Below are 17,637 nucleotides of genomic sequence, written 5' to 3' on the forward strand. Positions count from 1 at the left end.
CCGCTCGGGATCACCTCACCGACATGTCACCGTGTCGACATGGCGACTCGGCGACTCAGCCCTCGTTGGTCTCCACCGCGTGCCCGCCGAACTGGTTGCGCAGCGCGGCGACGGCCTTCATCGCGGGCGAGTCGTCCTGCCGGGAGGCGAACCGTGCGTAGAGCGCGGCCGTCATCACCGGGGTCGGCACGGCGTTGCGCACCGACTCCTCCACCGTCCAGCGGCCCTCGCCGGAGTCCGAGACGTACCCGCGCAGCTTCTGCAGCTCCGGGTCCTCGTCCACCGCGCGCACCAGCAGGTCCAGCAGCCAGGAGCGGACCACGGTGCCGCGGCTCCACGCCTTGATCGTCGCGGGCACGTCGGTGACCACATCGGAGGCAGCCAGCAGTTCGAAGCCCTCGGCGTAGGCCTGCATCAGGCCGTACTCGATGCCGTTGTGCACCATCTTCGCGTAGTGCCCGGCGCCGACCGGGCCCGCGTGCGCGAAGCCCTCCTCGCGCGGACCCTCCGGGCGCAGCGCGTCGAAGATCGGCAGCGCGCGCTCGACGTCCGCGGCGTCGCCGCCGGCCATCAGCCCGTAGCCGTTCGTCGCGCCCCACACCCCGCCGGACACGCCGACGTCGACGTACTTCACGCCGTGCTCGGCGAGCAGGGCCGCGTTCGCCTGGTCCTCGGTGAACCTGGAGTTGCCGCCCTCGATCACCAGGTCTCCCTCGGAGAGGACCTCGGCGAGGGCGGCGATGGTCTGCTTGGTCGGTTCACCGTGCGGAACCATGATCCACACGATGCGCGGGCCGGGCAGCCCGTCCACCAGGTCGGCGATCGAGGCCACGTCGCTGACCTCTTGGTTCCGGTCGTAGCCGACGACCTCGTGCCCGGCGGCCCGCAGCCGCTCGCGCATGTTGAAGCCCATTCGGCCGAGACCCACAAGTCCCAGTTGCACCGGATCTTCCCCTTCGAGACTGGTTGTTGCCCGAGCCTGCCGTTCCGGCGCGACCCGGTGTCGCACGTGATCGACGCCCGCGCGGATCGCGGCGGACGCCGGGACCACCTCAGCCCGGCAGGCGCACCGGCATCAGCAGGTAGAGGTAGCCCTCGACCACCTCACCATCCTCCCCGACCGGTTTGAGCAACGCGGGGCGGTTGGATGTGGTGAACAGCATCTGGGCGCGGTCGGTCTTGAGCGCTCCCAGGCCGTCGAGCAGGTACGTCGGGTTGAACGCGATGGTCAGCGGCTCACCGGCGAGCTCCACCGGGAGCTCCTCTTCGGCGCTGCCCTCGTCGTCGCCACCGGCGGTGAGGCGCAGTCCGGAGTCGGAGAACTCCAGCCGCACCTGGGTGCCGCGCTCGGCGACCAGCGACACGCGCTTGATCGCCTCGACGAGCGGGGCCACGTCGATGATCGCGGTCGCGGCGGTCTCGGACGGCAGCAGCTGGCGGTACTTGGGGAACTCCGCGTCCAGCAGCCGGGTCGTGTTGCGGCGGGTCGTCCCGGACAGCCCGAGCAGGCCGTCGCCGGAGGCGAGCGAGATCTCGACCTTCGCGCCGGAGCCGCCGAGGGTCTTGGCGGACTCGGCCAGGGTCTTGGCCGGGACGAGGATCGCGGTGTCGTTGATCGACTCGTCCGGCTCCCAGGTGAACTCGCGCATCGCGAGCCGGAACCGGTCGGTGGCGACCATGGTGAGCCGGTCGGCGTTGATCTCCATGCGGACGCCGGTGAGCATCGGCAACGTGTCGTCCCGGCCGGCCGCGACCGCGACCTGGGCCACGGCGGCGGAGAACAGATCGCCGGGGACCGCGCCGGCCCGTTCCGGCATCGCGGGCAGTTCCGGGTAGTCCTCGACCGGCATGGTCGGGAGGCTGAACCGGGAGCTGCCGCAGGTGATCGTCACGCGGGAACCGTCGACGGTGATCTCGACGGGCCGGTTCGGCAGCGACTTGGTGATGTCGGCCAGCAACCGCCCGGAGACCAGCGTCTTGCCGGTGGAGTCGATGGAGGCCTCGGTCGTGACCTGGGCGGAGACCTCGTAGTCGAAGCCGGAGATGGTCAGCGCTTCGCCGGAGCTCGCGTCCAGCAGCACCCCGCCCAGCACCGGGACCGGTGGCCGCGACGGCAGGCTGCGCGCGACCCAGGCGACGGCGTCGGCAAGACCGTCACGTTCCACGCGGATCTTCATCGATGTCCTTTCGGTTTCGGCCGAGGCCGGCTGCCGGGGAGAACGCTGCTGGCGCCGTGGGGGCGGCCAGCTCCGGGAGTGCTGTTGCTGCGTGCGGGGCTTTCGGAGGTCGGAGCTCCGCGACGTCGCTCGGGGTGCGGGCCACCTGAGGCGGGCGGCACCTGGTTCGAGGCGCTTCGGAACTCGTCCCACGAGATGGCCGGGAGCTCGGGGCTCCGCTTCGGACGACCATCGCGGGAGTCCCACCGTAGAGCGTTCGGCGTGATCGCCGCATCCGGGTCCAGGCTCTCGAAGCGCTCGGTTCTGGCCGTCGAGGCGAAGTTGTCCACTTGTCCACCGCCCCTCTCTCTTCTTTTTTTCTTCATTCAAAAGAAAAGAAAAGAGAGCAGTAGTAGTAAGGGTTGTGGGTTGTGGGGATAACCCTTGTTTTGGCTGCTCAAAGCACCCGGTCAGCTGTGGATGGGGACTGGGGGTAACCGGTGGATGGTCTGAACGGGTCGTGGACAACTTTTGACCGATCCGAGGTTGTCCACATCGAGCCCATGTTGTCCACACCTCCATCCACAGCTGACCCCCGAGTTGTACCCAGCCTCTGCGGATGAACCGGTGTTTCGGGCACCTCCACCGATCGGGTTGTGGGCAGATCTGTGGGTTTCCTGTGGCCAACCGGGGGATGGCCTGTGGGCAGGTCGGGGATCGTTGTGCACAGGGTGTGCATGGATTGGGGAAAACTCCAGCTCAGACCTGGGGACAGCCGAGCTGTGGACAAGTCGGCCACATCGCGGCTTTTCTGGCGAGGGGTGAGGGCAAGACCACTTCGCCTGTGCAGAAAAGTCGGTGCCCGCGAACGCCCCTAGACGAGGATCGGGCGCTCGACCCGGCGTGCTGCGTGCGCTGTGCGTCCAGATGTGCGCGGAGCGTGCCGATTTTCGGGTTCTCCACAGGCGTGCACCGGCTGCTGGTGGCCGCGCGGGGACCGCTGAGCGGTCGTTCGGACCCGGTCGGCGGCTGAATCTTTCTCCCGGAGCGGGGTGGAGCGGCTTCGCGGGTCCAACAGAAAGGTGCGGCGCCCGTGGTCGCACGGGGAGGTCCCGGCGTGGTGCCGCGAGCGGACGCCGCCCGGTGCCGGGGCGCGGACCCGCGGAGGACGGCGACGAACTTTCTGCTGAGGCGGCCCGGTCGCGGCCGGGTCCCACGGCAGAAAGATTCAGCGGTTCCGGCCGGGAGGACGCCCCGGCGGCTAGGCCGCCCGCGCGGCGGCCATGAACATCAGCACCGGCTGCCCGAGCGCTACGAGCACCGTTCGACACGGGCGCTGGAGGACTGAGGCAGGTGCCCAACGGCTCGATGCAGTGACGTGCAGCGACTCAGTGATACCACTGGCGCGTGCCGCTCAGTGCTTCTCCGGAAGTGCCGCCGACCCGCTCAGCCACCGCGTGAAAGGCTCCTGAGCTGGAATGACGGTGGCGAATCGGCTGCGGCTCGAACCATCGGGACCCGCGAACGAGGCCGCCGGAGAGACCGCACCCGCCGCCGGACGGGACGCTCGACGACCGCTCAGCCGCGCGACTGCTGCTTGATCCGGGAGGTCAGCTCCTGCACCTGGTCGTAAACCCGGCGGCGCTCGGCCATCTCCTTGCGGATCTTCTTGTCCGCGTGCATCACCGTCGTGTGGTCCCGGCCGCCGAAGCTCTGCCCGATCTTCGGCAGCGACGAATCGGTCAGCTCCCGGCACAGGTACATCGCGATCTGCCGGGCCTGCGCCAGCGCCTTCGTCTTGCCCGGACCGCACAGATCGTCGATGGTGACCGCGAAGTACTCCGCGATCACGGCCATGATGGTCGGCGCGGTGATCTCCGGGGTCTGCGAATCGGGGATCAGGTCTCGCAGCACGATCTCCGCGAGCTGCACGTCCACCGGCTGCCGGTTCAACGACGCGAATGCCGTGACCCGGATCAGCGCCCCTTCCAGCTCGCGGATGTTGCGCTCGATCCGGGCGGCGATGAACTCCAGCACCTCGGCCGGCGCCGCCATCCGGTCCTGCGCGGCCTTCTTGCGCAGGATCGCGATGCGCGTCTCCAACTCGGGCGGCTGGATGTCGGTGATCAGCCCCCACTCGAACCGCGTCCGCAGCCGGTCCTCCAGCGTGCGCAGCCCCTTCGGCGGCCGGTCGGAGGACACCACGATCTGCTTGTTCGAGTTGTGCAGCGTGTTGAAGGTGTGGAAGAACTCCTCCTGAGTTCCTTCCTTGCCCTCCAAGAACTGGATGTCATCGACCAGCAGCACGTCCACGTCGCGGTAGCGGCGCTGGAACGCCACCTGCCGGTCGTCGCGCAGCGAGTTGATGAAGTCGTTGGTGAACTCCTCCGTGGACACGTACCGCACGCGCATCCCGGGGAACAGCCGCTGGGTGTAGTGCCCCACGGCGTGCAGCAGGTGGGTCTTTCCCAGCCCGGACTCGCCCCAGATGAACAGCGGGTTGTAGGCGCGGGCCGGTGCTTCCGCCGCCGCCACCGCCGCCGCGTGGGCGAACCGGTTCGAGGCGCCGATGACGAAGGTGTCGAAGGTGTACTTCGCGTTCAACCGGGTCTGCGAGGTCGGCGGCGCGTGCTTCGGCGCGGTGAACGGCTGGCCCGGTGGATGCTGCTCGGCGTGCTGGCCGCGGCCGAAGGTCGGCCACACGTTCGCCTCAGTCGGCGTGGAGTCCTCCTGGTCGGCGGACTCCTCCTCCACCTCGTCCTCGTCCTGCTCGGCGACGGGGTCCTGCGCCGTCGGCCACTGCTCGGCGTAGCGCTCCGGCTCGGCCCGGCCTTCGGAGGAGTACTGCGGCTCGGCCGAGTACTGGGATTCCGGCGCGTAGGACGGTTCCGGGCTGTACTTCGGCTCCGGCGCGTACTGCGGTTCCGAGGCGTACTGCGTGCCGACCTGCTTCGCGGGAAGCGAACCGCTGATCGAACCGCTCTGCGCGGAGCTGCCGAACGCCTCCGGACGGCGGGACTGCGCGGAGTAGGCGGTGGGGCCGCTCGCGATGTACGGCGAGGAGTCGTAGGCGATGCCGAATCCGGCGGGCCGCTCGGCCGCGGGCTCGGATCCGGTGCGGGCCGGGGTGTCGGGGCGTGCTTCCGGCGCGGCCAGGGGACGGGTCGGCGCGGGCACCGCGGTGTCGACCTTGACCGCGAGCGAGACCTCCCGGCCCAGCCGGCGCGAGAGCGCATCGGTGATCGGGTCGCGCAGCGCCCGCTCGATCGCTTCCTTCGCGAAGTCACTGGGAGCGGCCAGCAATGCCGTACCATCCAGTAGGCCGATCGGCCGGGTCACGCGCATCCAGGCGCGTTGTTGCGGCGACAGCGTGCCGGAGGACAACTCCAGCACGACCTCGTCCCAGACCCGACCAAGCTCGGATTGGTGGTCGGACACCCCTGCGCTCCCCTCGCCGGCACGTGACCCGCACCGTGACTCCCACACCTGTTGCCAGTGCGGTGCTGCCGGCGCGGGGTGATGATGAACTGGCTCCGCGAACGCCCGGGACAGGTATCCACAGAGTTATCCACAACTGTGCATGAAGGTACGGCAGCGAACCTCGGACATCCCCCCTGGGGCCCCGCCGCGGCTGCGATCCAGGTGACGCTCGGTGCCGACGGCTCCCACACCGCCGGGCGCGCCTCGCAGGAGGGACAACCTAACAAGGCCGAGATCACCTCACAAGGCGGGTGCTCGCAGGCCTCCGGGGCCCGGCTGAGCACCCCGGTGACCGGGCATCGGAGCAGGCGGCGTAGCCTCGTGCAGTCCCCCGCCGCACGAGCGGGAATGTCGCCGCGCTTGGATTTCGCCAGATCTCCGAGCACAGTGCGCGGGGCACCACCCGGTGTCACCGCGTGCAGACTCCCCTCGTTCAACGGGGGTGAGCTCGACACGATGGCCGCTACGGCGGGCGGGGACATCTTGACCGAGCCATCGGGCCGAGCACGTGCCTGTTTCAACGGGCCTGAAGTAACGGGGAGATCCACCGTGAGCAAGGGCAAGCGCACCTTCCAGCCGAACAACCGTCGCCGTTCCCGCAAGCACGGGTTCCGGCTTCGCATGCGTACCCGCGCCGGTCGCGCCATCGTGTCCGCGCGTCGCCGCAGGGGCCGCAGCTCGCTGACCGCCTGATTACCGGTCAGTGCTACCCGCGGCCGCCCGGCTGACCACTAGCCAGGAGTTTCGCCTGGCGGTCCGTCGTGGCCGCCGTGCGGGTCGTGCCCGGCTGGTGGTGCACCTGCTGACACCGAACGCGGCGGCTCGGACCGAGGTCCGGGGCGCCGTGGCCGGTTCTGCACGTCCGGAGGTCGGCGCAGCGTCGATCGGACCGGATCGCGATCGCCGGGATTCGGCGGTGGGCGACTCCGGCCGAGCGGTGCGTCCGGAGCCTGCTCCGGGGCGTACCGCCGAGGTCGCGCACGCGCTGCCCGCCTCGGGCGGTCCTGGTGCGGAACCAGCGGCGTCGTCCGCGGAGAACTCGCGGCCGACCTCGGACATCGAACCCACTCGGGATACCGGCGAACCGGCCCGCGTGGGTTTTGTCGTGAGCAAAGCCGTGGGCAACGCGGTGCTGCGGCATCGGGTGACCCGGCGACTCCGGCATCTGATGCGTGACCGCCTTCCACTGCTGCCCGCTGGCACACTGGTGGTGGTGCGCGCACTCCCTCCGGCTGCGAACGCACCGAGCCGTGATCTCGGATCGGATCTTGATGCGGCGCTGCGCAAATTGCGCGTGGCGCAGCCCGGCGGTCCGGTGGCGGGTTCCAGATAGCGGCGGAGGCCCCGGATGTCGGAAACGCATGACCACGGCGGACCAGCACGGCCGAGTCCGGCCGCCTGGCTGCTGCTGGGCCCGGTGCACGTGTACCGAAAGATCATCTCGCCGCTGCTCCCGCCGACCTGCCGGTTCTACCCGAGCTGCAGCGCCTACGCGGTCGAAGCGCTGACTGTGCACGGAGCGCTCTACGGCAGTTGGCTCACCGCGCGGCGGTTGTTGCGCTGCGGCCCATGGCACCCCGGCGGCCTCGACTTCGTCCCACCTCGGCGGGACCGCGCCGGGCGATCGGCGGCCGAACCGGGCGAAGCGCCCCGATCCCCCGCGGAGGACTAGTGCTCGACTTCATCTACTACCCGGTCTCGGCGATCCTCTGGTTCTGGCACGAGATCTTCGGCTTCGTCCTCGACCCCGCCAGCGGGTACGCCTGGGCGCTGTCGGTGGTGTTCCTCGTCTTCACCTTGCGAGCGTTGCTGTTCAAGCCGTTCGTGCACCAGGTGCGGTCGATGAAGAAGATGCAGGAGTTCGCCCCGCAGGTCCGCTCCCTGCAGGAGAAGTACGGCCACGACAAGCAGCGGCTCGCGCAGGAGATGCAGAAGCTCCAGCAGGAGCAGGGGTTCAACCCGATCTCCGGTTGCCTGCCGATGCTGGTGCAGGTGCCGGTCTTCATCGGTCTGTTCCACGTGCTCAACGGGTTCCGTCCCGGCGCGGACTCGAACTTCGTGTTCGGCAAGGAGGAAGTCGCCTCCTTCGTGTCCGCCGACCTGTTCGGGGCGAAGCTGTCGAACACCATCAGCCAGGCCCCCGACGTGCTCGCGGCCTTCGGCACGGACCGGACGTCGATGTTGGTCGTCGGCGTGCCGCTGATGATCGCGGCGGCGATCGCCACCCACTTCACCTCGCGGCACTCGGTGCAGCGCCAGACTCCCGAAGCGGCGCAGAACCCGCAGACCGAGATCATGAATCGCATGGTGCTGTGGGTCTTCCCGATGTTCGCCATCATCGGTGGCCCGTTCCTGCCGCTGGCGATCCTGCTGTACTGGCTCGCCAACAACTTCTGGACCTTGGCCCAGCAGCGGATCGTCTACACCCGCATCGACCGCGAGGAAGCCGAGTCCGCCGCTACGGCGATCGTGATCGACGGGACCGCGGTCACCACGACCGCCCCGGAGGCGTCGACCACCGCGGCCTCCGCCTCGGAGGCCGCTCCCGCTCCGGCGATCGATGCGACGCCCGCGACTGCGGAGCCGGACGAACCAGCCCGCGACGAGGAGGCCGACGACGCCTCCCCCGTGCGGCCGGCCGCCACCACAGACCAGCCCGGTGATGCTCCCGGGGTGCTCGAAGACCGTTCCCGCGACAACCGGCCAGGCGAGTCCCGCTGATCGACGTCGCGTACCCCTGGAGAGGAGACGCCCAGTGTCTGAAACCGTGCAGGAACCGACCAAGGTCGAGGAGTCGGCGGAGTCCACGCCGAACGCCGACCAGGAGCGCAGCAATACCGAGACCCTGCTCGTCCAAGAGGGCGACGTGGCCGGTGACTACCTGGAGCGGCTGCTCGACCTGCTGGACTACGACGGCGACATCGATCTCGACGTCGAGGCGGGCCGCGCGGTGGTGAGCATCGAGGGCGGCGGCGATCTGGAGAAGCTGGTCGGCTCGCGCGGTCAGGTCCTGGAGGCCCTGCAGGAGCTGACCCGGCTCGCGGTGCAGCAGGACACCGGGGTGCGCAGCCGGCTCATGCTGGACGTCGCCGGGTGGCGCGCGGGTCGCCGCGAGGAGCTCAGCACGCTCGGGCGCACCACGGCCGAAGAGGTGCTGGAGTCGGGCACCGAGGCGCGGCTGCGCCCGATGACCCCGTTCGAGCGGAAGATCATCCACGACGCGGTCGCGGCGGTGGACGGAGTGCACAGCGAGAGCGAAGGCGAAGAGCCGAGCCGCAAGGTCGTCGTGTTCAAGTCCAGCTGATTCCACTCCCCGCGTGGCGACGCGGATGCTTGATCGGACGCCCGGCCGGGATCTCCCGGCCGGGCGTCTTCTTGTCCGCAGCCCCCGGCCGGTCGTTGTTCGTTCGGCCCGCCGCCGGAGCGCGGCTGCTGCCGGCGCCCGGTCGCCGAGTCGACTTCGGGCCACCCCGCTCCCCCGGCTCGTTCCGCGTCCTGACTCCCCGATCGCCCTGAACGTTGCGGGTTTCACGTGAAACAGCGCCGGCTCCCGGCCGAAGCTCGTTCCACGTGAAACCGCAGATCTCCCGCCGCGCGCGTTTCACGTGAAACCAGGCGCGAGAGCAAGAGCGACTTCGGGCTGAGATGATGAAGGACGTCGCGCGGGCCCCCTGATCCGGTCCGTGTTTCACGTGAAACCCGAGCGCCGCCCGTCGAGCCCGTTCCACGTGAAACAACTCCGTACCGACTTGGTGGACGCGCCCCGTTCCACGTGAAACAACGAGAACAGGATGGAAGACTGTGATCGCAGCAGAAGGTGATCCGATCCCGGTTCCGGCGACCGCTCAAGCGGTCTTCGGCGATCGTCTTCCGGGAGCGGAGCGGTTCGCCGCGATGCTCGCCGAGCAAGGTGTGCGACGCGGATTGATCGGCCCACGCGAACTTGACCGACTGTGGGACCGCCATCTGTTGAACTCTGCGGTACTCGCGGAGTTGCTGCCACCGAATTGCCGTGTCGTGGACGTAGGCTCAGGGGCAGGGTTGCCGGGCATCCCGCTGGCGATCGCTCGCCCCGATATCGAGCTGGTTCTGCTGGAGCCGATGGCTCGACGAGTGGCATGGCTGCGGGAAGTCGTCGAGGAACTGGATCTCTCCGTAGAGGTGGTGCGTGGGCGTGCCGAGGAAGGCCCGGTGCGTGATCGGCTCGCCGATCAGGACGTGGTCACCGCTCGGGCCGTGGCACCGATGGAGCGCCTCACCGCGTGGTGCCTTCCCCTGCTGCGTCCCGGCGGGCGGCTGCTCGCGTTGAAGGGATCCACCGCTGCGGAAGAACTGGAACGCGACGCGGCCGCGATTCGAGCGGCCGGTGGCAGCCCCGGTGAAGTGAAGTCGTGTGGCGATGAAGTGCTCGATGTACCGACGACGGTCGTCGTCGTGGAGCGGGTGTCCCAGAAAGCGCCCGGTCGGCGTCGTGACGGCGGCCGTAGAGCGAGGAAGGATCGTGGACGGTGACGGAGTCGAACGGAGCGGATCGTGTTTCACGTGAAACGAAGGGGCGCGTGATGGGTTCCATGCGTTTTCCTTCGGGAGCGGAAGAGCGCGTTCAGCAGGCGAATGAAGCATTCCCCGCGGATGGCGTGGGCTGGACTCCGATCATGGAAGAAGCTCAGCGAGCGACCCGCGTGCTGCACCCCGAGACGATGCAGCTGCCCCGCCCGGACCGGCGGCGGATCCTCACGGTCGCCAACCAGAAGGGCGGCGTCGGTAAGACGACGAGCACGGTGAACCTCGCCGCCGGGCTGGCGGTGCAGGGACTGAAGGTGCTCGTGATCGACCTGGACCCGCAGGGGAACGCGAGCACCGCGCTCGGCGTGGACCACCGGTCCGGCGTCCCCTCGGTGTACGAGGTGCTGCTCGGCGAGATCAGCATCGCGGACGCGGCGGCGGTGAGCACCGAGTCGCCGAACCTCTACTGCGTCCCGGCGACGCTCGACCTGGCCGGCTCCGAGATCGAGCTGGTGTCGATGGTCGCGCGGGAAGGACGCCTCAAGGAAGCGCTCAAGTCCGACGCGATCGAGCAGATCGCCCCCGACTACGTCTTCATCGACTGCCCGCCGTCGCTCGGCCTGCTCACGGTGAACGCGATGGTCGCCGCGCACGAGGTGCTGATCCCGATCCAGTGCGAGTACTACGCGCTGGAAGGTCTCGGGCAGCTGCTCCGCAACATCGAGCTGGTGCAGGCGCACCTGAACCCGGCGCTGTGGGTCTCGACGATTCTGCTGACGATGTACGACGGTCGCACCAAGCTGGCGGATCAGGTGACCAACGAGGTCCGCGGGCACTTCGGTGAGCTGACGCTGCGGACGGTCATTCCGCGCAGCGTGAAGATCTCCGAGGCGCCGGGCTTCGGGAAGACGGTGCTGAATTACGATCCCGGTTCGCGGGGTTCGATGAGCTACCTGGATGCGGCGAAGGAGATCGCCGAGCGGGGTGTGGAGAGGAAGACGGCATGACCGAACGCAAGGGTGGTTTGGGGCGCGGTCTCGCGGCGCTGATTCCGAGCGGTCCTCCTGCCGAAGACGGCGGTTCTTCCACCGGAGTCGCCGTTCGCGGGGCCGGCTTCACGCCACCCTCCTCCCCCATCTCGGGGGACGGTGCGAGCGCGCCGGAGCCGGTTTCACGTGAAACGGGCGGCGGAACGGTGGCGGGCGCGACGTACCGGGAGGTCGTGACCGCGTCGATCACGCCGAACCCCCGGCAGCCGCGGCAGGTCTTCGACGAGGAGGCGCTGGCCGAGCTGGAGCACTCCATCCGCGAGTTCGGGCTGATGCAGCCGATCGTGGTGCGTGAGGTCGAGCCGGATCAGTTCGAGCTCATCATGGGTGAGCGGCGGTGGCGCGCTTCGCAGCGTGCCGGCCTGGAGTTCATTCCGGCGATCGTCCGGGAGACCCAGGACGATGCGTTGCTGCGGGACGCGCTGCTGGAGAACATCCACCGCGTTCAGCTGAACCCGCTGGAGGAAGCGGCGGCGTACCAGCAGCTGCTGGACGAGTTCGACGTGACGCACGACGAGCTGGCCGAGCGCATCGGCCGGAGCCGTCCGGTCATCACGAACACGATCCGCCTGCTGCGGCTGCCGATGCCGGTGCAGCGGCGGGTCGCCGCCGGGGTGTTGTCGGCGGGGCATGCTCGCGCGCTGCTCGCCTTGGACGAGTCGGGGGACCAGGAGGAGTTGGCTTCGCGAATCGTCGCCGAGGGACTGTCGGTGCGGGCGACCGAGGAGGCGGTGACCCTCAAGAAGAGCGAGGGCCCGGCGAAGGAGAAGTCGGCTCCGCGCAAGCAGCTGCAGTCCCCCGGCCTTCAGGGGTTGGCGGAGAAGCTGTCGGATCGCTTCGACACGAAGGTCAAAGTGGATCTGGGGAAGCGGAAGGGCCGGATCGTCGTGGAGTTCGGCTCGGTGGACGACTTGGAGCGGCTTGCCGAGTTGTTGTTGCCCGGAGAGGCCGAAAAGCTCCGCGAGATCCACGAAGGATGACACCGGGGTCTTTCGTCACGGTGACGGTCGATATTTTGGGCGATATGCCGGAATCCGCAACTTAGATCGGCATCGGACCCCAACGGGTTTTCAGTGCAAGCGAATCGCCACGGAACCTCGTGGGTCGGTCGCCGATCATGCCGACGAGACTCGTCGCCGAGTCCGACCACTCACCGGTAGCCGAGATCGGCTCAGCGGTGAGAGTGAACAAAGAAGAGCCGCCGATGCGACGAGACATCGGCGGCTTGCTCCGGAGTGGCTCCGGTCGACCCGGTGGTCGCCACTCCCCTATTGCGTTGTTTCACGTGAAACGCGGCGCCGGACGTTCCGGTGGCGCGAGCGGATCAGTGCCCGCGGTTGATCGCCTTCTCGACGAGACCGGCGAACACCTCGCCGAGCGAACGGTTCGCGGCCTCCACGGCCATTGGGAACAACGAGGTCTCAGTCAGGCCGGGCGACACGTTCACCTCCAGGAAGTGCGGCACCCCGTGCTGATCGATGATCGCGTCGGTTCGGGACACATCGCGCAGCCCGAGCAACTTGTGCGCCGCGACCGCCAACTCCCCCGCCCGACCCGCGACTTCGGGCGCCAGGTCGGCCGGTGCTTCGTAACTGGTGAGCCCGGCGGTGTAGCGAGCCGTGTAGTCGTACACGCCGTCGGCCGCTTCGATGCGCACTGCGGGAAGCGCCTCCGGGCCGTCCGCGGTGTCCACTACGCTCACGGCCACCTCGACGCCCTCGACGAACTGCTCGACGAGCACGGTGTCGCCGTAGGCCAGCGCGCCCACCATCGCCGACGGCAGCTCCGAGGCTTCCCGGACCACTCGCGCGCCCAGTGCCGAGCCGCCCTGATCCGGCTTGAGCATCAGCGGCAGGCCCAGCTTGCCGACCAATGCGTCCAGCACCGCCTGGGCGCCGAGCTCGCGGAACGTGGCGTGCGGCAGCACGACCCAGTCCGGGGTGCTCAGGCCGGCGCGGGCGAGCTCGGCCTTCGCGGTCGGCTTGTCCCAAGCGCGACGGCAAGCGTGTTGGTCGGTGCCGACGTACGGAACGCCGAGCATGTCCAGCACGGACTGCACGGCGCCGTTCTCACCCTCGCCGCCGTGCAGCGCGATGATCACGGCGTCCGGCCGCTCTTCCTGGATTCGCGTGACCAGCCGGGAGTCGGCGTCCCACTCCCCCACGGTCATGCCGACGGAGCGCAGCGCGGTGGACAGCCGGCGTCCGGAGCGCAGCGACACCTCGCGCTCGTGCGACAACCCACCGGACAGCACGGCGACCCAACGATCGGACATTGGTCGAACACCCCTGAAAGTAAGAGTCCACTGCGCACCAGGTGCGCAGTGGACCGATCGAATCGTGCGGCAGGAACGAGGTTACGCCGTGTCCGGAGAGGGAGCTTCGGGGCCGGAGACCGAGCGCTGCGGCACGCTGCCGAAGGTCCGCACCAGTTCCATCTCGTCGGTGAGCGTGTTGGCGAGCCTGCGGACGCCCTCGCGGAGGCGCTCCGGCGTCGGATAGCAGTAGGACAGCCGCATCTGCCGCGAGCCCAGCGCATCCGCGTAGAAGCCGGTTCCGGAGGCGTAGGCGACCCGCTGGGTCACGGCCCGCGGCAGCATCGCCTTGGTGTCCACGCCTTCCGGAGCGGTGAACCACACGTAGAACCCGCCGTCGGGCTTGGTCCAGCTGCAGCCTTCCGGCATGTGCTGCTCCAGCGCGCTGAGCATCGCGTCGCGGCGTTCCCGGTACTGCTCGCGGAAGGTCTTGATCTGGCCCTTCCAGTCGTGCGTGCTCAGGTAGCGGGACACGATCATCTGGTTCAGCGTGGGCGGGCACAGCGTCGCCGATTCCGCGGCGAGCACCAGCTTCTCGCGCACCGCGTGCGGGGCGAGGACCCAGCCGACGCGCAGGCCGGAGGCAAAGGTCTTGGAGAACGAACCGAGGTAGACCACGTTGTCCGGGTCCAGGCTGCGCAGTGCCGGGTAGGTCTGGCCGTCGAAGCCGAGCAGCCCGTACGGGTTGTCCTCCAGCACGAGGATGTCGTGGCGGCGGCAGATCTCCAGGATCTCGGCGCGGCGCTGCACGGCGAGCGTGACGCCGCCGGGGTTGTGGAAGTTCGGGATGGTGTAGAGGAACTTGATCCGCTCGCCGCGGCTGGTGACCTCGGAGATCGCGTGCCGCAGCGCTTCCGGCTGCAGCCCGTCGTCGTCCATCGCGACGTGCACGACCTTCGCCTGGTAGGCGTTGAAGGAGCCGAGCGCGCCGACGTAGGAGGGGCCTTCGGCGAGGACGACGTCGCCCGGGTCGCAGAACAGCCGCGTGACCATGTCCAGCGCCATCTGGGAGCCGACGGTGACCATCACGTCGTCGGGATGCCCGGTGATGCCTTCCATGGCCATGATCTCGCAGATCTGCTCGCGCAGCTCCGGAACGCCATGCGCGGAGCCGTACTGCAGCGCGGCCTGGCCGTCGATGGAGATCAGCCGGGAGACCTCGGTGGCCAGCGAGTCCAGCGGCAGCGCGGCGAGGTTCGGCATGCCGCCGGCGAGCGACACGACCTCGGGGCGGCTCGCCACGGCGAACAGTGCCCGGATCTCCGATGCGGTCATGCCTGCGGTGCGCTGGGCGTACCGGTCGCGGTGCGCGTCGAGGTTGCGCGCCGCTCCCGCCTGCTGCACCGCTGCCTCCTGCTGGGGGCCGGGCTGCTGCGGATCGGTCGGGTTGCTGCCGTTCTCGGACATTCCGCGCTCCGTGGATCGGGTGTGCGCTGTAGTGATCGTCTCCTGTTACCGCTAGGTGACGTTCGCGCGAGTCTATCTGTGCTATCGCGTCCGCCGGTGGTTTGTGTAACGGGCGCCTCGCACAAACCGGCTTGACGGTAACCCATCTCACCATTTCGAGTGGCACTGGGAAGGGTGAGGAGCTTCCGGCGGCAGGACGCGGCGGCTTATCCTGGCCACGAGTCCCACCTGCCATGCGTGGGTTCTTGGCGGATTCGCAGGAGGTCAGGGTGTCGCGACGCGTCGTAGGCGTCACGCTGGACAACCTCGACCACTTGCCACCGAAGTGTCGTCGCTGCGTGTTCTGGGAACTCGCGCCGCACATCCGGGAGCAGGCCGAGGAGTTCGGCGAAACCGGCCTCGAAAAAGAGGCCTGGGTGTCCAACGTGCTGCTGGACTGGGGATCCTGCGGCCGGGTGCTGTACGTGGACGACGTTCCGGCCGGCTATGCGCTGTACGCCCCGCCCGCCGCGGTGCCGCGCGCCGCCGCGTTCCCGTCCGGCCCGGTCAGCGCGGACGCGGTGCTGCTCACCGCGTTGCGGGTGATCCCGGAGTTCGAGCACGGCGGGCTGGGTCGGGTGCTGCTGCAGAACGTGGCGAAGGACCTGACCAAGCGCGGAGTCCGCGCGATCGAGGCGTTCGGCGATCTGCACGAGGACGACGAGGGCTGCCTGGTCCCGGCGGGATTCCTGCAGCAGGTCGGGTTCAAGACGGTCCGCCAGCACCCGAAGTGGCCGCGGTTGCGGTTGGAGCTGCGCACGGCGATCTCCTGGAAGGAAGACGTCGAGGCGGCGCTGGAGCGGCTGCTGAGCACGGTGTCGGTGAAGACCGCCGAGCCCGCGCTCGGCTGAGACCACCGGAGCCCCTGCCGTCGCCCGCGCCGTGCGGCGCGGGCGGGCGGGACGTGCTCAGGCGCCTTCGGCTCGGGTGAGCTCGTGGCGCAGCAGGTCGTCGAAGGTGAAGGTGCCCGTCGGCTGGTCGTCCTTGCCGAGCAGGTAGAGCCGTTTCACGGCGACGAGCAGGCCTTCGGCGATGATGTCCCGGAACGCGGGGTCGAGCAGCCGACGACGATCGTCGGGGTTGGTGAGGTAACCGATCTCGGTGCGCACCGCGGGCATCCGGGTGAGGCGCAGGACCTCCCACGTCTTCGGGTGGATGCGGCAGTCCAGCATCCCCGTGCGGGCGACGATCTCGCGCTGCAGGAAGCCGGCCAGCGCCTCCCCCACGGTGGAGGTGGTGCCGTTGCCGGTGCCGAAGTGGAAGCTCGCGACGCCCTGCGCGGCGGGCGCCGAGTTGGCGTCCATGTGCAAGGACAGGAACAGGTCGGCGCCCGCTTCGTTGGCGAACCCGGCGCGGTCGGCCTCCGGCGGGCAGGAGTGCGGTCCGCGCGTGATCAGCGCTTCCATGCCGGTGGCGACCATGCGGCCTTCGAGCCTGCGGACCAGGTCCCAGGCGAGGTCGGCTTCGTTGACGCCGCCCACGGTCACGCCGCGGTCGGTGCCGCCGTGGCCGGGGTCCAGCACGATGCGCTTGCCGCGCAGCAGCGGACCGGATCGACGGACCTTCTCCTGCTCCCGCAGGTAGACGGGGCGACCGCCGCGGACCTTCGGGGCGAGCTGTTTGAGCGCGCGCAGCGTGTTCGGGCCGCAGATGCCGTCGTTGCCGAGCCCGTAGTCGCGCTGGAAGCTGCGCAGCGCCTGCTCGGTCTGCCAGCCGAAGATGCCGTCGGGCCTGCCCGCGTCGAAGCCGAGTTCCAGCAACCGCTCCTGCAGCGCGAACACGTCATCGCCGCTGATGGGCTTGGACACCAGGTAGGCGAGGGACCGGTCGCCCAAGCGCCAGCGCGCGTCGATGAGAGCGCGGTAGGTGGCGGGGCCGACGACGCCGTCGGTGATCAGGCCACGTCGCTGCTGGAAGACGCGCACCGCTTGTTCCACCGCCGCGTCGAAGTTCGCGGGGCCGGTGGCGGTTCCGTTTGGGGGGGCCGGTAGGAGACCCAGCGCAGCAAGGGTGTTCCTGATCTCGGCAACGGCCGGACCGACGTCACCGCGGTGGAGCAGCTGCATGCACTCCTCGCTCGATTCAGGCGCCGGTGATGGATCCGGCGCGTAGGACGGTCGTACTCCCCCGATGTCCACTTCTGGGTGGATGGGTTCGGACGGGAACCCACCGGCTCATTGTGCCTTGCCTGCAATGCAGCGGCGCTGCGGGCCGCTCGCAGGGCGCCGCGCAGGGGGTGACCTCCCACGCTTCGCCGAGAACGAGGAAACCCCGCACATCTCCGCGCGGTGGCGGAGATCTGCGGGGTTCCGGCTCGGTGCGTTGCGGTCAGCGCCGCATCACAGGTAGTCCTCCAGGTCGGACAGCAGCGCGGCCTTCGGCTTTGCGCCGACGATCTGCTTGACCGGCTCGCCGTTGGAGAACAGCAGCAGCGTCGGCACGCTCATCACCTGGTAGTCGCGGGCGATCGACGGGTTCTGGTCGATGTCCAGCTTGGCGACGGTGATCTTGTCCTCGTGCTCGGAGGCGATCTCCTCCAGCACCGGGGCGACCATCTTGCACGGGCCGCACCAGGTTGCCCAGAAGTCGACGAGCACGGGCTTGTCGCTGCTCAGCACGTCGGCCTTGAACGAATCGGCGTTGACGGTCACGGTGTTGCCGGCCATGTCATCTCCCTCGAGAAGTG

The 17,637-nt window shown here is 69.1% G+C and carries 16 protein-coding genes; 9 read left to right on the plus strand and 7 right to left on the minus strand.

Annotated elements, in window-relative coordinates:
* Nucleotides 1-55: 55 nt before the first annotated feature.
* From gnd to dnaA, 3 genes are all read right to left on the minus strand, one after another.
* On the minus strand, nt 56-1,051 hold the full coding sequence (gnd, locus tag OOZ19_RS13610; RefSeq protein WP_323055133.1) for a phosphogluconate dehydrogenase (NAD(+)-dependent, decarboxylating): 996 nt from the start codon (nt 1,049-1,051) through the stop codon (nt 56-58).
* Between the two features lies 1 nt (nt 1,052).
* The gene (dnaN, locus tag OOZ19_RS13615; protein WP_184483997.1) at nt 1,053-2,177 is read right to left on the minus strand and encodes a DNA polymerase III subunit beta; all 1,125 of its coding nucleotides are present in this window, start codon (nt 2,175-2,177) and stop codon (nt 1,053-1,055) included.
* 1,557 nt (nt 2,178-3,734) lie between these two features.
* Nucleotides 3,735-5,594: a chromosomal replication initiator protein DnaA gene (gene dnaA, locus OOZ19_RS13620; RefSeq protein WP_323055134.1), complete on the minus strand. Its 1,860-nt coding sequence runs from the start codon at nt 5,592-5,594 to the stop codon at nt 3,735-3,737.
* Nucleotides 5,595-6,185: 591 nt separating this feature from the next.
* Between dnaA and rpmH the strand changes: the two genes are divergently transcribed.
* The 8 genes from rpmH (at nt 6,186) to OOZ19_RS13665 (ending at nt 12,171) form a co-directional block, all read left to right on the plus strand.
* Entirely contained in the window at nt 6,186-6,329 is a 144-nt protein-coding gene (rpmH, locus tag OOZ19_RS13625) for a 50S ribosomal protein L34 (protein WP_184484001.1), read from the plus strand.
* Nucleotides 6,330-6,765: 436 nt separating this feature from the next.
* Nucleotides 6,766-6,969, plus strand: coding sequence for a ribonuclease P protein component (locus tag OOZ19_RS13635; RefSeq protein ID WP_416309433.1), 204 nt, complete (start codon nt 6,766-6,768; stop codon nt 6,967-6,969).
* A 15-nt stretch (nt 6,970-6,984) separates the two neighbouring features.
* Nucleotides 6,985-7,308, plus strand: a complete 324-nt coding sequence (yidD, locus tag OOZ19_RS13640; RefSeq protein ID WP_266090459.1) for a membrane protein insertion efficiency factor YidD — start codon at nt 6,985-6,987, stop codon at nt 7,306-7,308.
* Nucleotides 7,308-8,357 (plus strand): membrane protein insertase YidC, encoded by a 1,050-nt coding sequence (gene yidC, locus OOZ19_RS13645; RefSeq protein ID WP_266090460.1) that lies wholly within the window; start codon nt 7,308-7,310, stop codon nt 8,355-8,357. Before yidD ends, yidC begins: the two co-directional genes overlap by 1 nt.
* A gap of 34 nt (nt 8,358-8,391) precedes the next feature.
* Nucleotides 8,392-8,940 (plus strand): Jag family protein, encoded by a 549-nt coding sequence (locus OOZ19_RS13650; protein ID WP_266090461.1) that lies wholly within the window; start codon nt 8,392-8,394, stop codon nt 8,938-8,940.
* Between the two features lie 497 nt (nt 8,941-9,437).
* Nucleotides 9,438-10,148, plus strand: a complete 711-nt coding sequence (gene rsmG, locus OOZ19_RS13655) for a 16S rRNA (guanine(527)-N(7))-methyltransferase RsmG (protein ID WP_266090462.1) — start codon at nt 9,438-9,440, stop codon at nt 10,146-10,148.
* A 143-nt stretch (nt 10,149-10,291) separates the two neighbouring features.
* Nucleotides 10,292-11,149 (plus strand): ParA family protein, encoded by an 858-nt coding sequence (locus OOZ19_RS13660; protein WP_246457118.1) that lies wholly within the window; start codon nt 10,292-10,294, stop codon nt 11,147-11,149.
* The gene (locus OOZ19_RS13665) at nt 11,146-12,171 is read left to right on the plus strand and encodes a ParB/RepB/Spo0J family partition protein (protein WP_266090463.1); all 1,026 of its coding nucleotides are present in this window, start codon (nt 11,146-11,148) and stop codon (nt 12,169-12,171) included. Before OOZ19_RS13660 ends, OOZ19_RS13665 begins: the two co-directional genes overlap by 4 nt.
* 344 nt (nt 12,172-12,515) lie before the next feature.
* Here the strand turns inward: OOZ19_RS13665 and OOZ19_RS13670 are convergent, their stop codons facing one another.
* Both OOZ19_RS13670 and OOZ19_RS13675 read right to left on the minus strand, forming a co-directional pair.
* Nucleotides 12,516-13,466 carry a D-alanine--D-alanine ligase family protein gene (locus OOZ19_RS13670; protein ID WP_266090464.1) on the minus strand — a complete coding sequence of 317 codons (951 nt, stop codon included), beginning with the start codon at nt 13,464-13,466 and terminating at the stop codon, nt 12,516-12,518.
* Between the two features lie 81 nt (nt 13,467-13,547).
* Nucleotides 13,548-14,912 (minus strand): aminotransferase-like domain-containing protein, encoded by a 1,365-nt coding sequence (locus tag OOZ19_RS13675; RefSeq protein ID WP_266090465.1) that lies wholly within the window; start codon nt 14,910-14,912, stop codon nt 13,548-13,550.
* 269 nt (nt 14,913-15,181) lie between these two features.
* Between OOZ19_RS13675 and OOZ19_RS13680 the strand changes: the two genes are divergently transcribed.
* A complete protein-coding gene (locus OOZ19_RS13680) occupies nt 15,182-15,802 on the plus strand; it encodes a GNAT family N-acetyltransferase (protein ID WP_184484020.1) in 621 nt (206 codons plus the stop codon).
* Nucleotides 15,803-15,859: 57 nt separating this feature from the next.
* Here OOZ19_RS13680 and OOZ19_RS13685 read toward each other — a convergent pair whose 3' ends face one another.
* Together OOZ19_RS13685 and trxA are read right to left on the minus strand one after the other, a co-directional pair.
* The gene (locus tag OOZ19_RS13685; RefSeq protein WP_266090466.1) at nt 15,860-17,017 is read right to left on the minus strand and encodes an N-acetylmuramoyl-L-alanine amidase; all 1,158 of its coding nucleotides are present in this window, start codon (nt 17,015-17,017) and stop codon (nt 15,860-15,862) included.
* Between the two features lie 273 nt (nt 17,018-17,290).
* Complete coding sequence (trxA, locus tag OOZ19_RS13690) at nt 17,291-17,617, minus strand: thioredoxin (protein WP_266090467.1); 327 nt, start codon at nt 17,615-17,617, stop codon at nt 17,291-17,293.
* Between the last annotated feature and the right edge of the window lie 20 nt (nt 17,618-17,637).

The sequence above is a fragment of the Saccharopolyspora sp. NFXS83 genome, assembly GCF_026241095.1.
Classification (GTDB): domain Bacteria; phylum Actinomycetota; class Actinomycetes; order Mycobacteriales; family Pseudonocardiaceae; genus Saccharopolyspora_C.